We start from the raw sequence: 16,125 nt of genomic DNA, 5'->3' as shown, positions 1-16,125 counted from the left end.
CTCAGGGCGCGGCATCCGGTCGGCGCCGAGCACCTGCACGGCCCGCGGGCCACCGCCACGGCCACCACACAACCCGCTCCCGCCCGCCGCCAGCACCGTCCGCCGAGCCGGCGTACAATGCGCGACGCGGCATCACGCCGTCCGAATCACGACGTTTCCCCACCATGTTCAATCCGAGCCGCGACGAAGTGCGTCGCTTTTTCACCGAGACCTGGCGCAAGCAGCGCGCGGGCGAGATCCTGACGCCGCTGGAAGCGATGGCAGCCGACTGGATCGTCGAGCATCCCGAATACCACGACGAACTCGCCGACGCCGATGGCGCGACCGCACGCGAGTACACGCCCGAGGAAGGCCGCACGAACCCGTTCCTGCACCTGTCGATGCACCTCGCGATCAGCGAGCAGCTGTCGATCGACCAGCCGCCCGGCATCCGCGCCGCGCACGACAAGCTCGCGGCCAAGCTCGACTCGACCCACGACGCGCAGCACGTGATCATGGAATGCCTCGGCGAGACGATCTGGGAAGCCCAGCGCACCAACACGCCGCCCGATACCGACGCATACCTGCAGCGCATCCTGCGTCGCGCATCGCGCGACTGAGCGCCGCGGCGCCGGCCCACGGGCGCCGGAACGCGGACAAAAAAATACCCCGCCTCGGCGGGGTATTTTTGCTGCGCGAGCCCGTCAGGCCCGTCGCGCTTACTTCTTGAACACGAGATCGGTCTCTTTCAGCGACTCGATGTAGGCCGCGATGTCCTTCATGTCGCTGACCGACAGGCTCTGCACCTGCGCCTGCATGATCGCGTTGTTGCGACCGAGCAGCGGATTCGTCAGGCCCATCTGGTACTGGCGCATCGCCCACACGAGGTAGTCGGCGTGCTGGCCGGCGAGGCGCGGATATTCGGCGTTGATCGGCTTGTTCATCTGCGCGCCGTGGCAGGCGGCGCAGTTGTGCGACTCGACCAGCTCCTTGCCCTTCGTGGTGTCCGCCGCGTGCGCGGTACCGATCGCGAGGCCGGCCGCCAGTGCAACCGCCACCGTCTTGAATGCGTTGTTCATGAATGCTCCTGTCCCGCCGGAGAGATCGGCGGCGCGCGCTTACTTGTAGGGGTTGTCCTTCGAGTCGGCCTTCTGGACGGCGTAGTACGCCGCCAGATCCGCGATGTCCTGATCCGTCAGCGAACCGGCGATCGCATTCATCGACGGGAAGTGACGATCCTTCTTGCGGTAGGCCTTCAGCGCGTTCTCGAGGTATTGCTGGTTCTGGCCGCCGAGGACAGGCACCCGGTAGACCTCCGGATACGCCGCGCGGTAGTCCTGGATGCCGTGGCAACCGATGCACATGGCGGCCTTGCTCGCCCCGTCCTTCGGGTTGCCGACCACACCGGCCGCCTGCGCGCTGCCCGCGAGCGCCACGAGCGCTGCGACAACGACGTGTTTGCCGACGAATTTGTTCATAGCTCTTGTAACCTAGCTTGAGGGGAAACTGGCGCCGAAGCGGCAACGGCCCGCGCCGTTATGCTTATCAGGTCGCCACGCAGGCCAAAAAAAACGGCCAGATTGTACCGCGTCGGTGGGGAATGCGTCCACAAGGCGCCCCCGTTCGCCCCGCCACAGCCCTGCAACGATACGCGGGCGTGGCCCAACCGGACAGCCCTTCTGACTTATACTGGGTTTTTTTCCCCGATTGAGAAGAGCGCCGCCATGCGTTTCGAAGGGTCCTCGCACTACGTCGCCACCGACGATCTGAAGCTCGCGGTCAATGCCGCGCTGACGCTGCAACGCCCGCTCTTGATCAAGGGCGAGCCCGGCACCGGCAAGACCATGCTCGCCGAGGAAGTGGCCGCCGCGCTCGACATGCCGCTGCTGCAGTGGCACATCAAGTCGACCACGAAGGCGCAGCAGGGCCTGTACGAATACGACGCCGTGTCGCGGCTGCGCGATTCGCAGCTCGGCGACGAGCGCGTGAAGGACATCTCGAACTACATCGTCAAGGGCGTGCTGTGGCAGGCGTTCGATGCCGAGCACCCGAGCGTGCTGCTGATCGACGAGATCGACAAGGCCGACATCGAATTCCCGAACGACCTGCTGCGCGAGCTCGACCGGATGGAGTTCCACGTGTATGAAACACGCGAAACCGTCCGCGCGAAGCACCGCCCGCTCGTCATCATCACGTCGAACAACGAGAAGGAGCTGCCCGACGCGTTCCTGCGCCGCTGCTTCTTCCACTACATCCAGTTTCCCGACCCGGCCACGATGCAGAAGATCGTCGCGGTCCATTTCCCGGACATCCGCGAGGAGCTGCTGCGCGCGGCGCTCGAGAGTTTCTTCGAATTGCGCGGCGTGTCGGGTCTGAAGAAGAAGCCGTCGACGTCCGAGCTGCTCGACTGGCTGAAGCTGCTGCTGGCCGAGAACATCCCGGCCGACCAGTTGCGCGGCGTGGATGCGAAGCAGATCGTGCCGCCGCTCGCGGGCGCGCTGCTGAAGAACGAGCAGGACCTGAGCCTGCTCGAACGGCTCGTCTACATGAACCGGCACAACCGGTAATCCTCTCTCACCCGCGAAGGCCCGGCCATGCTGCTCAATTTCTTCTACGCGCTGCGCGCAGCCAAGCTGCCCGTCTCGGTGAAGGAATACCTGACGCTGCTCGAATCGCTGAAGGCCGGGCTGATCTCGCCGTCGATCGACGCGTTCTACTTCCTCGCGCGGATGACGCTCGTCAAGGACGAGCAGTACTTCGACAAGTTCGACCAGGCATTCGGCGCGTATTTCCACGGCGTGTCCGCCCTGCCGTCCGAAGCGTTCGACATTCCGCTCGACTGGCTCGAGAAGCGCCTCGAGCGCGAGCTGTCGCCGGAGGAAAAGGCGCAGATCGAGGCGATGGGCGGGCTCGACAAGCTGATGGAGCGCCTGAAGGAACTGCTCGACGAGCAAAAGGAACGCCACGAAGGCGGCAACAAGTGGATCGGCACCGGCGGCACGTCGCCGTTCGGGCACGGCGGCTACAACCCGGAAGGCGTGCGCATCGGCGGCCCGTCGAACGGCAACCGCACCGCGGTGAAGGTGTGGGAGGCCCGCGCGTATCGCGACTACGACGATTCCGTCGAAATCGGCACGCGCAACATCAAGGTCGCGCTGCGACGGCTGCGGCGCTTCGCGCGCGAAGGCGCCGCCGAGGAGCTCGACCTGCCCGGCACGATCCGCAGCACCGCCGCGAATGCGGGCTGGCTCGACCTGCGGATGGTGCCCGAGCGCCACAACAACGTGAAGGTGCTGATGCTGCTCGACGTCGGCGGCTCGATGGACGACCACATCAAGCGCACCGAGGAGCTGTTCTCCGCCGCGAAGGCCGAATTCAAGCACCTGGAGTTCTTCTACTTCCACAACTGCGTGTACGACCACCTGTGGAAGAACAACCGCCGCCGCCACTCCGAACGCTCCGCGACGTGGGACGTGCTGCACAAGTTCACGCCCGACTACAAGCTGATCTTCGTCGGCGATGCGACGATGAGCCCGTACGAAGTGCTGCAACCCGGCGGCTCGGTCGAATACAACAACCCGGAAGCCGGCGCCGTATGGCTGCGCCGCCTCGCCGACCAGTTCCCCCACCATGCATGGCTGAACCCGGAGCCCGAGCGGCTATGGGAATACCGGCAATCGGTCGCGGTGATCCGCGACCTGCTCGGCCATCGCATGTATCCGCTCACGCTCGCGGGCCTCGAAACCGCGATGCGCGCACTCAGCAAGTAACGACACCCACCCAGACTCGAAGGCCGCGTCCGAGCGGCCTCCCCCGGAGATAGCATGAACCCCTCGCCCACCGCGAGCGCCAGCCGCGCCGGCGGCCGCCGCTTTTTTGCCGATACGTCCGTGTCGGCACTCGTCGCCGGCTTCGTCGCGATGATGACGGGCTACACGAGCTCGCTCGTGCTGATGTTCCAGGCCGGCCGCGCCGCCCACCTCACCGATGCGCAAATCTCGTCGTGGATCTGGGCGCTGTCGATCGGCATGGCGCTGACGACGATCGGCCTGTCGCTGCGCTTTCGCGCGCCCGTCGTCGTCGCATGGTCGACGCCCGGCGCCGCGCTGCTGATCGCATCGCTGCCCGGCGTGCCCTACCCCGAAGCGATCGGTGCGTTCGTCGTCTGCGCGGTGCTGCTGACGGCCGTCGGCGTGAGCGGGCTGTTCGACACGCTGATGCGCAAGATTCCGGCCGGCATCGCGGCTGCCTTGCTCGCGGGCATCCTGTTCGAGATCGGTATCGAGATCTTCCGCGCCGCGCAGTTCCAGACCGCACTCGTGCTCGCGATGTTCTTCACGTACCTGATCGTCAAGCGGCTCGCGCCGCGTTACGCGATCGTGACGACGCTGATCGTCGGCACGGCGGTTGCCGGCGGTCTCGGCCTGCTCGACTTCAGCGGCTTTCACGTCGCATTCGCGAAGCCCGTGTTCACGATGCCCGCGTTCTCGATCGCGTCGATCGTCAGCATCGGCATTCCGCTGTTCGTCGTCGCGATGGCGTCGCAGAACGTGCCCGGCATCGCGGTGCTGCGCGCGGACGGCTATCAGACCCCGTCGTCGCCGCTGATCGCGACCACCGGCCTCGCGTCGCTGCTGCTCGCGCCGTTCGGCTCGCACGGCGTCAACCTCGCGGCGATCACGGCCGCGATCTGCACGGGCCCGGAAGCGCACGAGGATCACGCGAAGCGCTACACGGCCGCCGTGTGGTGCGGCACGTTCTACCTGATCGCGGGGATCTTCGGCGCGACGATCGCCGCGCTGTTCGCGGCGCTGCCGAAGGCGCTCGTCGTGTCGGTCGCCGCGCTCGCGCTGTTCGGCTCGATCATGAGCGGCCTCGCGAACGCGATGCAGGACGTGAAGCAGCGCGAAGCCGCGCTCGTCACGTTCATGGTCACCGCGTCGGGCCTCACGCTGCTGTCGATCGGCTCGGCATTCTGGGGGCTCGTCGCGGGGATCGTCACGCAGGTGATCCTGAACGCGCGCCGCCCCGCGTGACGCGGCACGGCGCCCGCCGCTGCGGCCATCGGACACGCAGGAACGTGCCCGACACGAATCGGGCCTAGAATAGCGGATCGGAGGCGGTGCCCGGCGCCGCCTCGCTTCGCCGCCGCGTTCGCGCGGCCCGTGAGAACCCGGCGCCTTGCGCCCTTCTTCCGAATCGCCATGACTACCGCACTCGACCAGCTGAAGCAGTACACGACCGTCGTCGCCGACACGGGCGATTTCCAGCAGCTTGCGCAATACCAGCCGCAGGACGCGACCACGAACCCGTCGCTGATCCTGAAGGCCGTCCAGAAGGATGCGTACAAGCCGATCCTCGAGAAAACCGTCCGCGATCATCGCAACGAAAGCACCGATTTCATCATCGACCGCCTGCTGATCGCATTCGGCACCGAGATCCTGAAGCTGATCCCGGGCCGCGTGTCGACCGAGGTCGACGCACGCCTGTCGTTCGACACGCAGCGTTCGATCGACAAGGGCCGCGAGCTCATCAAGCTGTACGAAGCAGCCGGCATCGGCCGCGAGCGCATCCTGATCAAGCTCGCATCGACGTGGGAAGGCATCCGCGCGGCCGAAGTGCTGCAGAAGGAAGGGATCAAGTGCAACATGACCCTGCTTTTCTCCCTCGTGCAGGCCGCCGCATGCGCGGAAGCCGGCGCGCAGCTGATCTCGCCGTTCGTCGGCCGCATCTACGACTGGTTCAAGAAGCAGGCCGGCGCGGAGTGGAATGAAGAGAAGGACGGTGGCGCGAACGATCCGGGCGTGCAGTCGGTGCGCCGCATCTACACGTACTACAAGACCTTCGGCTACAACACCGAAGTGATGGGCGCGAGCTTCCGCACGACCAGCCAGATCACCGAACTCGCCGGCTGCGACCTGCTGACGATCAGTCCCGATTTGCTGCAGAAGCTGCAGGACAGCAACGAGACGGTCACGCGCAAGCTGTCGCCGGAAGCGCTACAGGACAAGCCCGCCGCGCGCGTCGCGATCGACGAGGCCGCGTTCCGCTTCCAGCTGAACGACGACGCGATGGCAACCGAAAAGCTCGCCGAAGGCATCCGCGTATTCGCCGCCGATGCGGTGAAGCTCGAGAAGCTGATCGACTCGCTGCGCTGAGCCGCGACCCGCGTCAGCGGCTGTCAGGAACACTGGCAACAGCCGTCAGCACGCACGCCGCACACGGCCGCGAACGTCATGTTCGCGGCCGTTTTTATTTTTCATTCCATCGTCAAGCACGCGCACTACAATCCACGTCACGGGTGCGTCGGCCGCCTCCCGGGGCACCCTTTCCCAGTCAGTCTTGCACGACGCCGAACCCGCGCAGATGCGCAGGGCGGCTCCCCACTACAGGAGACAACGATGCAAGTCCAACCGTACCTGACGTTCTACGGTCGCGCCGACGAAGCCCTTCAGTTCTACGAAAAGGCACTCGGTGCGAAGACGATGTTCAAGATGCACTTCAAGGACGCGCCGCCGAATCCCGACTACCCGATGACGCCGGAGATGGCCGACAAGGTAATGCACGCGAGCTTCACGATCGGCGACTCGATGATCATGTGCTCGGACGGCGACTGCAGCCAGCCCGGCGGCGGCATGCACGCCGGCTATTCGCTGTCGCTGAACCCGGCGACGGTCGAGGAAGGCCAGAAGCTGTTCAATGCGCTCGCCGACGGCGGCGAAGTGACGATGCCGTTCGGCAAGACGTTCTGGGCGCTCGGCTTCGGGATGGCGAAGGATCGTTTCGGCGTGCACTGGATGGTCAACGTCGAGGATCTGTCGCAGCGCGAGGATCTCGCGCAACGCGCGGGCCAGTAACGCATGCGTCAACCGCCCGGACCGCCGCGCAGTTGCGGCGATCCGGGCGGGACCCTTATTTGCGCAGCACCTCCGCCAGCGCCTGCTCGAGCGTGCCGTTCGAGCGGCACGCGACGCGCGCACCCTTCTGCTTGCCGGCCGCGACCACACCGGCCATGCCCGCGACGTCGATCGACACGGTCACGCCCTGCGTCGCTTCGTCGATGCGCGTGACGACCTTCAGCGTGTGCGTCACGTTCGACGTCTGCTTCAGTTCGGAACAATCCAGGAAGTTGCCCGCGTTCGGATAGTCGGCATACGCGGCGGCAACGAGCCCCGCGTCGCGGTCGCTGACGCGCACCGCGAGCTTGTGATCCGCATAGAACTGCGCGACCGCCGCCCACACTTCGTCGTACTTGCGATTGCCGATCACGATGCGCGATGCGGCGTCACCCTTTGCCGCGCCGGACGCTTCTGACGCGCCGGACGCATCGTCGGCCGCGTCGTGTTTTTCTTGCGATGCATTGCGCGCCGCGTAGCGCTGCCCGGGGCCATACACCGAAATGCAGCCGGTGAGCGCCACGCACAGCACGGCGGCCGACAAGATCGTTTTCATCGCGGCCCGCCGTCAACGGTAGTACATGTTCGCGCAGCCGGCGAGCAGGATCGGTGCGACCAGCGCCCACATCAACAGGATTCTCATCGCGCGCCTCACCGGTAGTACGCGTTGACACAGCCTGTCAGCGCCACGCAACACATACCCATTACCCAAACCCAAATCTTCGTCATTGCATCCCTCATATAATCGGATCGTGTGGAGATCGAATCACCCGGTACAGCCGGGCGGGACGCATTATTGGCAAGCGGGCCGCCCACCATCCAATCGGTCTTGCACCGATTTTCGCCACGGCCCGGCCACACTAGAATCGCTTGGAGATCGGCGCAAACGGACGCACGGCCGCACGCGGTGTTCGCGGCGCACCATGCAAAACGCCCGCGATCTGCATCGCGGGCGTCGTGTCGAAACTGCAACAGAAGATGGGGGAATCAGCCCTCGACGACGTCGAGATAATCCTCCGGCCGCGTGCGATCCTCCGCATGCGCCATGCCCATCACGCGCACCAGCACGCTCACCACCACCGCCACCACGAGGTTCACGATCAGCGACCACACGGCTGCATAGCCAGGGATCGCGAGACCGAACAGGTGGATCGTGAAGATCGATCCGGCCAGCTTCAGCGAGATCGCCATCCACGTGCCGCACACGATGCCGGCCGCCCAGCCGGCCAGCAGGCCGCGGTGGTCGAGCACGCGCGTGTACAGGCCAAGCACGATCGCGGGCAGCGTCTGGATGATCCAGATCCCGCCGAGCAGCTGCAGCTGGATCGCGTAGGTCAGCGGCAGCCCGAGGATGAACGCGACGGCGCCGACCTTCACGATCAGCGACACGAGCTTCGCGACGTGCGTTTCCTGCTCGTGCGACATGTTGCGGTTCACGAACTCGCGGTGAATGTTGCGCGTGTACAGGTTCGCGGCCGCGATCGACATGATGGCCGCCGGCACCAGCGCGCCGATGCCGATCGCCGCGAACGCGACGCCGACGAACCACGACGGGAAATACTGGAGGAACAGCGCAGGCACCGCGAAGTTCGGACCGAACGCCTTGAAGTACGGCGCGTACTGCGGCATGTCCTTCACACCCGATGCAAGCGCCATGTAGCCGAGCAGCGCGAGCAGGCCGAGCACGAACGAATACGCCGGCAGCATCGCCATGTTGCGGCGGATCGAGTTGCCGGACGACGACGACAGGATCGCCGTCACCGAGTGCGGATAGAGGAACAGCGCAAGCGCCGAGCCGATCGCGAGCGTCGCGTACGCGCTGTAGCCGTTCAGGCTCATCGCGTCGGGCGCCTTCAGCAGCAGCTTCGCGGGCGGCACGCTCGCGAAGATGTGCCCGAAGCCGCCGAGCTTCGCGGGGATCACGATGACCGCCGCGGCGATCGTGATGTAGATCAGGATGTCCTTGACGATCGCGATCATCGCAGGCGCGCGCAGGCCCGACGTGTACGTGTACGCGGCGAGGATCGCGAACGCGATGATCAGCGGCAGGTCACCGACGAAACCGGTCGTGTCGAAGCCGAGCGCGCCGATCACCACTTCGATGCCGACGAGCTGCAGCGCGATGTACGGCATCGTCGCGAGGATGCCCGTCACCGCGATCGCCAGCGCGAGCATCCGGCTGCCGTAGCGTGCGTTGACGAAGTCGGCGGCCGTCACGTAGCCGTGCCGCTTCGCGATGCTCCACAGCTTCGGGAACACGACGAACGCGAACGGATAGATCAGAATCGTGTACGGCAGCGCGAAGAAGCCCATCGCGCCGGCGCCGAACACGAGCGCGGGCACCGCGACGAACGTGTAGGCCGTGTAGAGGTCGCCGCCGAGCAGGAACCACGTGACGATCGTGCCGAAGCGACGGCCGCCGAGGCCCCATTCGTCGAGATGGGCAAGATCGCCGCGCCGCCAGTTCGCGGCCAGGAAACCGATGATCGTGACGCCGATGAACAGCAGGACGAAGACGAAGGTTGCGCCGAGATTCATCGCGCACCTCCCTGCGGGCCGCTCGCCTTCCACGCGTTCTTGGTCTTGAAGTACACGAACGCGGTGATCACCGCGCTAATGAAGACCCAAAGGAGCTGGTACCAGTAGAAAAACGGAAAACCCAACCATTGCGGTTCGATCTTGCTGTACGACGGTACCCAGACCATCGCAATCAGCGGCAGTACCAGCAGCCAGAGCCAGCGCTTGGCGGCCCGGTTGGCGTCGGCATCGTGAGCCATGACGTCTCCTCTTCTTTCCCGGTTATCGATCTTGTTGAGCGGGTACGGCGCCGAGAGGAGCGCAAAACGGGTAGGCTGCGGCTCCCCTGGCTTCGCGCCAGTATAGGAGCCGCGAGCACGCGGTCAAGCGGGGGCGAACCCGAGGTGATCCGCCCCTTGTCGCGTGGTTGCACCGGGATGCCGCCGGTGCATGAAGCGTCAGATCGCGAACGAGGTGTCGCGTGCGCCGGTCGTTTCTTTCAAAGCTTTCACCCACTTGCGCGCGGGCAGCTTCAGCGTGTCCTCGATCAGCTTCGCACGTTCGTCGAGCTGCGCGAACGACACGTCGAGCGCGGGGCCCGAGAACGCGATCGCGATCCGGTTGCCGTCATGCACTTCCGGCAGCGCGATCACGCGGTGATCGAACGCCGCGTTCAGGTGCTTCATGTTGCGCACGAAGCTCGGATGATCGCCAAACAGGTTGATCGTCGCGATGCCCGCGTCGGCGAGGCAGCCGCGCACCGCGCGGTAGAACGAGACGCTGTCGAGCACGGGGCCGCGCGCGGTCGCGTCGTACAGGTCGATCTGGATCGCGCCCGTCGTGCCGCGGTTGGCCGGATCGTTGACGAAATCCCACGCGTCGGCTTCGTGCACGGCGAGGCGTGCATCGTCGGGCGGCAGCGCGAACATCGTGCGCGCGGCGACGATCACGGCCGGGTTCAGCTCGACGGCCTCGACCTTCGCGTGCGGCAGGAAGCGGTGCGAGAACTTGGTCAGCGCGCCGGTGCCGAGCCCGAGCTGGACGACCCGCTCGGGCGTTTCGAGGAACAGCAGCCACGCCATCATCTGCTGGGCGTATTCGAGCTCGATGTGCAGCGGCTTGGAGATCCGCATCGCGCCCTGCACCCATTCGGTGCCGAAGTGCAGGAAGCGCACGCCGCCCTCTTCCGAGAACGTGACGGGCGCGAAGCGCGGCTTGCGCGGCGCTTCGAGCACGGGCACGTCGTCGTGTTCGTCGATCTCCGGGCGGCGCTTCACGCGCGGCGGCTGGAGTTTTTCGGAGCCGTTGTAGGCGGACGGCTTGCTGCGCTTGGACGCGCGCGCCTCGGCGGACGCGCGCTTGATCAGTCGGGTCATGTGAATCTCGCTGGGTGAAGCTGGTTTTAGCGGACGAGAGGATAGCATTGGTGTGTGGTAACGGCCGCAACGAGCGCCCGGCAGCGCACGATCTCAAATCCCGTTGGTGCTACGTTGCATTCACAGCTCGGAGGAGGACACATGACCTCGAACGACAAGAAGATCTGGTTCCCGGCGAAACGCTATGGGTGGGGATGGGGGTTGCCGGTCGCGTGGCAGGGATGGGTGGTCCTGCTGCTCTTCGTGATCGGGATCGTGGTCGTTGCGACGCACTTGTCGCCCGCCCAGTCACCGCTGGCATTCGCGGCATGCATCGTGGCGCTGGTGGCTGCGCTCACGGTCATTTGCTGGCTGAAAGGCGAAAAACCGAAGTGGCGCTGGGGCAAGGACGAATAAGCGACGATCCGTCAAATCGTCAGGCACGAATCCCGTGCCACTGCACGAGCTTCTGCTCGAACGACAGCATCGCATTCGCCGGGCTCGACGAAGGCAGCACGAGCGTGTCGTACCCCGCCGCGCCGATCACCTCCGCAAACCGCCCTGCCGTCTTGCCGTTGAAACACACGCGTTTCAGCAACGGCGCATGCTCGCGCAACGCATCGAAATCGTTCGGCTTCGCATGCCGGATCGCCGAATCGAGACTGCCCTCGCGATGGCACGCGGCCAGCACGTCCCAGATACCGATCCCGTGCGACAGCACACGCTCGAGCCGCGCGTCATACGCGAGCTCGTGCAGCCCGTGCTCGTCGAGCACCGTGCCGAGCAGCCGCCAGAACTGGTTGCGCGGATGCGCGTAATACTGCGCGGCATCGAGCGACGCCTCGCCCGGAAAGCTGCCGAGGATCATCGTGTGCGTATTCGCCGCAACGACCGGCGGGAAACCCCGCAGCATTACGCGCTCCCGCCCGGCCCGCCCGAGCGCGGCCCGTCGCCGTGCGCATCGAGATGGCGCCACAGCGCCGGCAGCATGCACTCGGTGACCATCAACGGCTTGCCGTGACGCTGGAACACCGAGCGCCGCGCGGCGAACGAATGCGGCGCTCGCGCCCCGCCAAGCGCATGGGTCGCCAGCGCATACAGCGGATGGCCGGCGATCACGCGCCGGCTGACGAGCGCCGAACGCTCGACCTGCGGATCGCTGTACAGCAGCTCCGCCAACGGCCGCGTGCGCAGGCGCCGCATCGCCTGCCACACGCCCTTGCTGGCGGAAAGCGGCGCGATGCTGTGCGCGGCGACGTACGGCGTGCCGTCGACCGACAGGATCACCTCCCGCACCCACATCGGCGCGCGCGGTGCACTGGCGACCGCGTCCGGCTCGTCGAACCACGGGCAGTCGACGGCCTCGCGTGTCACGCGCACGTTCACGCGGCCGAGCCGTGCGAGGTGCGCGGTCAGCGATCCGCCGCGCGTCAGCCAGTCGCGCTGGTCGAGCGTGCAGCCAGGCCGCGGCGTCTCGCGCCAGCCGGCCTGACCGCCGTCGAACCGCATCCGCGCGTTCACGCGGCGCGCGACAGCAGCAGCGCGTTGGTCCGCTTCACGAAGCTCGCCGGATCGTCGAGCATGCCGCCTTCAGCCAGCAGCGCCTGATCGAACAGCAGATGGCACCAGTCGCCGAAATCGGCGCTGTCGGCCTTCAACTGCTTCACGAGCGCGTGCTCCGGATTGATCTCGAGGATCGGCTGCATCGCCGGCGCGTTCTGGCCGGCCGCCTTCAGCATGCGCTGCAGGTAGCCGCTCATGTCGTTGTCGTCCGCGACGAGGCACGACGGCGAATCGGTCAGGCGGAACGTGACGCGCACTTCCTTCACCTTGTCGCCGAGCGCTTCCTTCATCTTCTCGACGACAGGCTTGATCGCCTCACCTGCCTGCTCCTGCGCCTTCTTTTCTTCGTCGTTCAGCTCGCCGAGATCGAGGTCGCCGCGCGCCACGCTCGCGAGCGGCTTGCCGTCGAATTCCTGCAGGAACGACAGCATCCATTCGTCGACGCGATCGGTCAGCAGCAGCACCTCGACGCCCTTCTTGCGGAACACTTCGAGGTGCGGGCTGTTCTTCGCGGCCTGCCATGCGTCGGCCGTCACGTAGTAGATCTTGCTCTGCTCGGGCTTCATGCGCGACACGTAGTCGGCGAGCGACACGTCCTGCGCGTCGGTGTCGCCGTGCGTCGACGCGAAGCGCAGCAGCTTCGCAATGCGCTCGCGGTTCGCGTGATCCTCGCCGAGGCCTTCCTTCAGCACCTGGCCGAACGCGCCCCAGAACGTCTTGTACTTCTCCTTGCCGGCATCCTCTTCCGCGTTCGCGAGCTCTTCGAGCATCGACAGCGCGCGCTTCGTCACGCCTTCGCGGATCGCCTTCACGTCGCGGCTTTCCTGCAGGATTTCGCGCGACACGTTCAGCGGCAGGTCGGCCGAATCGACGACGCCCTTCACGAAACGCAGGTATTGCGGCAGCAGCTGCTCGGCGTCGTCCATGATGAACACGCGCTTCACGTACAGCTTCAGGCCGCCGCGATAGTCGCGATTCCACATATCGAACGGCGCATGCGACGGCACGAACAGCAGTTGCGTGTATTCGCTGCGGCCCTCGACGCGGTTATGCGTCCACGTGAGCGGATCCTGATGGTCGTGCGCGATGTGCTGGTAGAACTGCGTGTACTGCTCGTCGGTGACGTCGCTCTTCGAACGCGTCCACAGCGCGCTCGCCTGGTTGACGGTCTCGTCCTCGTCCTTCAGGACCATCTCGCCCTTTTCCTGATCCCATTCTTCCTTCTGCATCAGGATCGGCAGCGCGATGTGGTCGGAATACTTCTGGATGATCGACTGCAGGCGGTGCGACGACAGCAGTTCGTCCTCGCCTTCGCGCAGGTGCAGCGTGATCGTCGTGCCGCGCTGCGCACGCTCGATCGCGTCGATCGTGAAATCGCCCTCGCCCGCGCTTTCCCAGCGCACGGCTTCGCTTGCCGGCAGGCCCGCGCGACGCGTTTCAACCGTGATCTTGTCGGCGACGATGAAGCCCGAGTAGAAACCGACGCCGAACTGGCCGATCAGCGCCGCATCCTTCTGCTGGTCACCGGACAGCTTCGTGAAGAATTCCTTGGTGCCCGAACGCGCGATCGTGCCGAGGTTCGCGATCGCTTCGTCGCGGCTCATGCCGATGCCGTTGTCGTCGATCGTGATCGTGCGCGCGGCCTTGTCGTAGCCGATGCGGATGCGCACGTTCGGATCGTTCTCGTACAGCGCGTTGTCCGCGAGCCCTTCGAAACGCAGCTTGTCGGCCGCGTCGGACGCGTTCGACACCAGTTCGCGCAGGAAAATTTCCTTGTTGCTGTAGAGCGAATGGATCATCAGGTGGAGGAGTTGCTTGACCTCTGCCTGAAAGCTCATCGTTTCGTGTGCCATGGATGCTGTTTCCTCTTACTTGAACTTGAATGGTGTGGCGCGAGCGCCCGGCGCGCGATGCCGGCCGACCCGTGAAAGGCGACCGCCTGGCGCTGACGGTTTGCGCGGGTATCTGGGGATGGCACGCCCGATTTCAAGGGCGGGCGTGCCGCGCCGCGTCACGACGCGCGGCGCACGGCCGAATCGATATAGCGCGACAGCAGCCCCGGCAGCGCCGGATCGCCGCAGTTCGCGACGTTGAAGCGCATCCACGTGGACGGCGATTGCTGCGGCGAGAACAGGCTGCCCGGCGTCAGCAAGAAGCCGGCCTCGTGCGCGACCGCCGCGAGCGCGTCGGAATCGACGCCCGTGTCGGCCCACAGGAACATCCCGGCCGCCGGCATCGTGAAGAGGCCAAGCCCCGTGCGCTCGAGCATCCGCGCGGTCTTGTCGCGCACGCCGTCGAGCCGCGCGCGCAGCCGCTCGACGTGGCGCCGGTAATGCCCTTCGGTCAGGATCTTGTAAAGCACGCGCTCGTTGAGCTCGGGCGTCGTCATCCCGACCAGCATCTTCTGGTCGGTGACCGCCTTTGCGATCTCCGGCGCGCATGCGACATAGCCGACCCGCAGGTTCGCCGCGAGCGTCTTCGAATAGCTGCCGAGGTAGATCACGCGCTTGAGCTGATCGAGGCTCGCGAGGCGCGTGGCCGGATAGCTCGGCGGGCACAGGTCGCCGTACACGTCGTCCTCGACGACGAGGAAGTCATACGCCTCCGCGAGCTTCAGGATCCGGAACGCCTGCGCGGCCGACAGCGACGTGCCGGTCGGGTTCTGCAGCACCGAATTGATCACGAGCATCTTCGGCCGCCACATCTGCACGAGCGTCTCGAGCGCGTCGAGATCGGGGCCGTCCGGCGTGTACGGCATCCCGACGAGCTGCGCGCCCTGCGCCGCGAAGCGGCCGAACATCTGGAACCAGGCCGGATCGCCGACGATCACCGCATCGCCGGGCTTCACGTAGATCCGCGAGATCAGATCGATCGCCTGCGTGATCCCCGACACCAGCACGATCTGTTCGGGCTTCGCGCCGATTTCCACTTCGGCGAGGCGCGTCTGCAGTTGCTGGCGCAGCGGCAGGAAGCCCTGCGCGGTGCCGAAGCCGAGCATCTGCGCGCCGGACTGGCGCCCGAGCGCGCGCAGCGCACCGGTGATCAGTTCGCCGTCGAGCCAGCGGCCCGGCAAATAGCCGAGACCCGGCCCCTTTTCCGGGCTGACGGTGTGCAGCATGTTGCGCAGCAGCCAGACGACGTCGATCGTGTTGTGCACCGGCGCGGCCTCGGCCACGCGTGCGACGCTGTCGGCCGGCTGCGGGCCGGCGGCCGTGCGCTCGCGCACGTAGAAGCCCGAGCCGCGCCGCGAATCGAGGTACCCCTGCGCGACGAGGCGCTCGTATGCCTCGACGACGGTGAAGCGCGACACGCTCTTGTCGAGCGCGAGCTTGCGGATCGACGGCATCCGCATGCCGGGCCGGAACACGCGTTCGTCGATGCGCCGCCGCGCCCACTGGACGAGCTGGTCGACGAGCGTGAGCGTGGCCGTGTCGTGCGGCACGGGAATCTGGGCGAGTGGGACGGTGGACATGGGCGGGAGCTCCAACTGTACCGAAGGCTATCGCGCCGATTGTACCGTTACTGTGCCGGTAGCGACGATTACAGTTGACCGGAATGGCGGCCGTGCGGCCACCGTTCCGGCCCCGCCGCATCGGGCACCGCGCCCACCGGCCTGCATGGCGGCCGGTACGCCGGCCGGTCCGGCCACCGCCCGGCGCATCGCCTGCCCACCATGACACTTTCGCTTCCCGACCGACGTTCATGCCAGCCCGCTCCCTGACACTCGACCATCTCGTGATCGCCGCGCGCACGCTCGACGAAGGCGTACGCCATGTCGCCGACGCGCTCGGTATCGAACCGGCCGGCGGCGGCCG

18 protein-coding genes are annotated in these 16,125 nt (G+C 66.2%); 8 read left to right on the top strand and 10 right to left on the bottom strand.

Annotation, left to right across the window (positions count from 1 at the left end; all coding sequences use genetic code 11):
• The first annotated feature begins 131 nt into the window (after positions 1–131).
• Positions 132–599 carry a DUF1841 family protein gene (locus G3N93_RS18790; protein WP_374196482.1) on the top strand — a complete coding sequence of 156 codons (468 nt, stop codon included), beginning with the start codon at positions 132–134 and terminating at the stop codon, positions 597–599.
• Between the two features lie 99 nt (positions 600–698).
• On the opposite strand, the gene G3N93_RS18785 is transcribed toward G3N93_RS18790, so the two are convergent.
• A complete protein-coding gene (locus tag G3N93_RS18785) occupies positions 699–1,058 on the bottom strand; it encodes a cytochrome c (protein ID WP_174942764.1) in 360 nt (119 codons plus the stop codon).
• Between the two features lie 39 nt (positions 1,059–1,097).
• Positions 1,098–1,457, bottom strand: a complete 360-nt coding sequence (locus G3N93_RS18780) for a c-type cytochrome (RefSeq protein ID WP_174379984.1) — start codon at positions 1,455–1,457, stop codon at positions 1,098–1,100.
• Positions 1,458–1,703: 246 nt separating this feature from the next.
• Here G3N93_RS18780 and G3N93_RS18775 point away from each other — a divergent pair, with 246 nt between their 5' ends.
• The 5 genes from G3N93_RS18775 (at position 1,704) to G3N93_RS18755 (ending at position 6,836) form a co-directional block, all read left to right on the top strand.
• On the top strand, positions 1,704–2,546 hold the full coding sequence (locus G3N93_RS18775; protein WP_011352794.1) for a MoxR family ATPase: 843 nt from the start codon (positions 1,704–1,706) through the stop codon (positions 2,544–2,546).
• A 27-nt stretch (positions 2,547–2,573) separates the two neighbouring features.
• Entirely contained in the window at positions 2,574–3,749 is a 1,176-nt protein-coding gene (locus G3N93_RS18770; RefSeq protein ID WP_174942767.1) for a VWA domain-containing protein, read from the top strand.
• A 54-nt stretch (positions 3,750–3,803) separates the two neighbouring features.
• Positions 3,804–5,015 (top strand): benzoate/H(+) symporter BenE family transporter, encoded by a 1,212-nt coding sequence (locus G3N93_RS18765; protein ID WP_174942770.1) that lies wholly within the window; start codon positions 3,804–3,806, stop codon positions 5,013–5,015.
• 168 nt (positions 5,016–5,183) lie between these two features.
• Positions 5,184–6,137, top strand: coding sequence for a transaldolase (gene tal / locus G3N93_RS18760; protein ID WP_174942773.1), 954 nt, complete (start codon positions 5,184–5,186; stop codon positions 6,135–6,137).
• A 243-nt stretch (positions 6,138–6,380) separates the two neighbouring features.
• Positions 6,381–6,836, top strand: coding sequence for a VOC family protein (locus tag G3N93_RS18755; protein ID WP_011352798.1), 456 nt, complete (start codon positions 6,381–6,383; stop codon positions 6,834–6,836).
• 55 nt (positions 6,837–6,891) lie between these two features.
• Here G3N93_RS18755 and G3N93_RS18750 read toward each other — a convergent pair whose 3' ends face one another.
• The 4 genes from G3N93_RS18750 to G3N93_RS18735 all read right to left on the bottom strand — a co-directional run bounded on the left by G3N93_RS18750 (position 6,892) and on the right by G3N93_RS18735 (position 10,768).
• Positions 6,892–7,431, bottom strand: a complete 540-nt coding sequence (locus G3N93_RS18750) for a hypothetical protein (protein WP_174983145.1) — start codon at positions 7,429–7,431, stop codon at positions 6,892–6,894.
• A 431-nt stretch (positions 7,432–7,862) separates the two neighbouring features.
• Positions 7,863–9,413: a monocarboxylate uptake permease MctP gene (gene mctP, locus G3N93_RS18745; protein WP_085041986.1), complete on the bottom strand. Its 1,551-nt coding sequence runs from the start codon at positions 9,411–9,413 to the stop codon at positions 7,863–7,865.
• Positions 9,410–9,652, bottom strand: a complete 243-nt coding sequence (locus G3N93_RS18740) for a DUF3311 domain-containing protein (RefSeq protein ID WP_011352801.1) — start codon at positions 9,650–9,652, stop codon at positions 9,410–9,412. Before G3N93_RS18740 ends, mctP begins: the two co-directional genes overlap by 4 nt.
• A gap of 198 nt (positions 9,653–9,850) precedes the next feature.
• Positions 9,851–10,768 carry a spermidine synthase gene (locus G3N93_RS18735; RefSeq protein ID WP_174942779.1) on the bottom strand — a complete coding sequence of 306 codons (918 nt, stop codon included), beginning with the start codon at positions 10,766–10,768 and terminating at the stop codon, positions 9,851–9,853.
• A 141-nt stretch (positions 10,769–10,909) separates the two neighbouring features.
• On the opposite strand from G3N93_RS18735, the gene G3N93_RS18730 reads away from it, so the two are divergent.
• Positions 10,910–11,164, top strand: coding sequence for a hypothetical protein (locus tag G3N93_RS18730; RefSeq protein WP_206133687.1), 255 nt, complete (start codon positions 10,910–10,912; stop codon positions 11,162–11,164).
• Positions 11,165–11,183: 19 nt separating this feature from the next.
• On the opposite strand, the gene G3N93_RS18725 is transcribed toward G3N93_RS18730, so the two are convergent.
• The 4 genes from G3N93_RS18725 to G3N93_RS18710 form a co-directional block, all read right to left on the bottom strand.
• Complete coding sequence (locus G3N93_RS18725) at positions 11,184–11,660, bottom strand: DNA-deoxyinosine glycosylase (protein ID WP_206133686.1); 477 nt, start codon at positions 11,658–11,660, stop codon at positions 11,184–11,186.
• Entirely contained in the window at positions 11,660–12,256 is a 597-nt protein-coding gene (locus G3N93_RS18720) for a chorismate lyase (protein ID WP_174943286.1), read from the bottom strand. Before G3N93_RS18720 ends, G3N93_RS18725 begins: the two co-directional genes overlap by 1 nt.
• An 8-nt stretch (positions 12,257–12,264) precedes the next feature.
• Positions 12,265–14,163 (bottom strand): molecular chaperone HtpG, encoded by a 1,899-nt coding sequence (gene htpG / locus G3N93_RS18715; RefSeq protein WP_174942787.1) that lies wholly within the window; start codon positions 14,161–14,163, stop codon positions 12,265–12,267.
• Between the two features lie 158 nt (positions 14,164–14,321).
• Positions 14,322–15,782, bottom strand: coding sequence for a PLP-dependent aminotransferase family protein (locus G3N93_RS18710; RefSeq protein ID WP_011352807.1), 1,461 nt, complete (start codon positions 15,780–15,782; stop codon positions 14,322–14,324).
• A gap of 119 nt (positions 15,783–15,901) precedes the next feature.
• Between G3N93_RS18710 and G3N93_RS42240 the strand changes: the two genes are divergently transcribed.
• On the top strand, positions 15,902–16,125 hold a 224-nt coding region (locus G3N93_RS42240), incomplete at its 3' end, for a VOC family protein (RefSeq protein WP_374196481.1).

Source organism: Burkholderia sp. Se-20378 (assembly GCF_017104665.1).
Lineage (GTDB): Bacteria > Pseudomonadota > Gammaproteobacteria > Burkholderiales > Burkholderiaceae > Burkholderia > Burkholderia lata.
Note: the sequence above shows the minus strand (reverse complement) of the source record. Positions and strands in the feature narration are given on the sequence as shown.

Excerpts from the sequence above, each read along its gene's own strand:
- G3N93_RS18785 (WP_174942764.1), bottom strand. The coding sequence starts at position 1,058 with ATGAACAACGCATTCAAGACGGTGGCGGTTGCACTGGCGGCCGGCCTC.
- G3N93_RS18780 (WP_174379984.1), bottom strand. The coding sequence starts at position 1,457 with ATGAACAAATTCGTCGGCAAACACGTCGTTGTCGCAGCGCTCGTGGCG.
- G3N93_RS18775 (WP_011352794.1), top strand. The coding sequence starts at position 1,704 with ATGCGTTTCGAAGGGTCCTCGCACTACGTCGCCACCGACGATCTGAAG.
- G3N93_RS18770 (WP_174942767.1), top strand. The coding sequence starts at position 2,574 with ATGCTGCTCAATTTCTTCTACGCGCTGCGCGCAGCCAAGCTGCCCGTC.
- G3N93_RS18765 (WP_174942770.1), top strand. The coding sequence starts at position 3,804 with ATGAACCCCTCGCCCACCGCGAGCGCCAGCCGCGCCGGCGGCCGCCGC.
- tal (WP_174942773.1), top strand. The coding sequence starts at position 5,184 with ATGACTACCGCACTCGACCAGCTGAAGCAGTACACGACCGTCGTCGCC.
- G3N93_RS18755 (WP_011352798.1), top strand. The coding sequence starts at position 6,381 with ATGCAAGTCCAACCGTACCTGACGTTCTACGGTCGCGCCGACGAAGCC.
- G3N93_RS18750 (WP_174983145.1), bottom strand. The coding sequence starts at position 7,431 with ATGAAAACGATCTTGTCGGCCGCCGTGCTGTGCGTGGCGCTCACCGGC.
- mctP (WP_085041986.1), bottom strand. The coding sequence starts at position 9,413 with ATGAATCTCGGCGCAACCTTCGTCTTCGTCCTGCTGTTCATCGGCGTC.
- G3N93_RS18740 (WP_011352801.1), bottom strand. The coding sequence starts at position 9,652 with ATGGCTCACGATGCCGACGCCAACCGGGCCGCCAAGCGCTGGCTCTGG.
- G3N93_RS18735 (WP_174942779.1), bottom strand. The coding sequence starts at position 10,768 with ATGACCCGACTGATCAAGCGCGCGTCCGCCGAGGCGCGCGCGTCCAAG.
- G3N93_RS18730 (WP_206133687.1), top strand. The coding sequence starts at position 10,910 with ATGACCTCGAACGACAAGAAGATCTGGTTCCCGGCGAAACGCTATGGG.
- G3N93_RS18725 (WP_206133686.1), bottom strand. The coding sequence starts at position 11,660 with ATGCTGCGGGGTTTCCCGCCGGTCGTTGCGGCGAATACGCACACGATG.
- G3N93_RS18720 (WP_174943286.1), bottom strand. The coding sequence starts at position 12,256 with ATGCGGTTCGACGGCGGTCAGGCCGGCTGGCGCGAGACGCCGCGGCCT.
- htpG (WP_174942787.1), bottom strand. The coding sequence starts at position 14,163 with ATGGCACACGAAACGATGAGCTTTCAGGCAGAGGTCAAGCAACTCCTC.
- G3N93_RS18710 (WP_011352807.1), bottom strand. The coding sequence starts at position 15,782 with ATGTCCACCGTCCCACTCGCCCAGATTCCCGTGCCGCACGACACGGCC.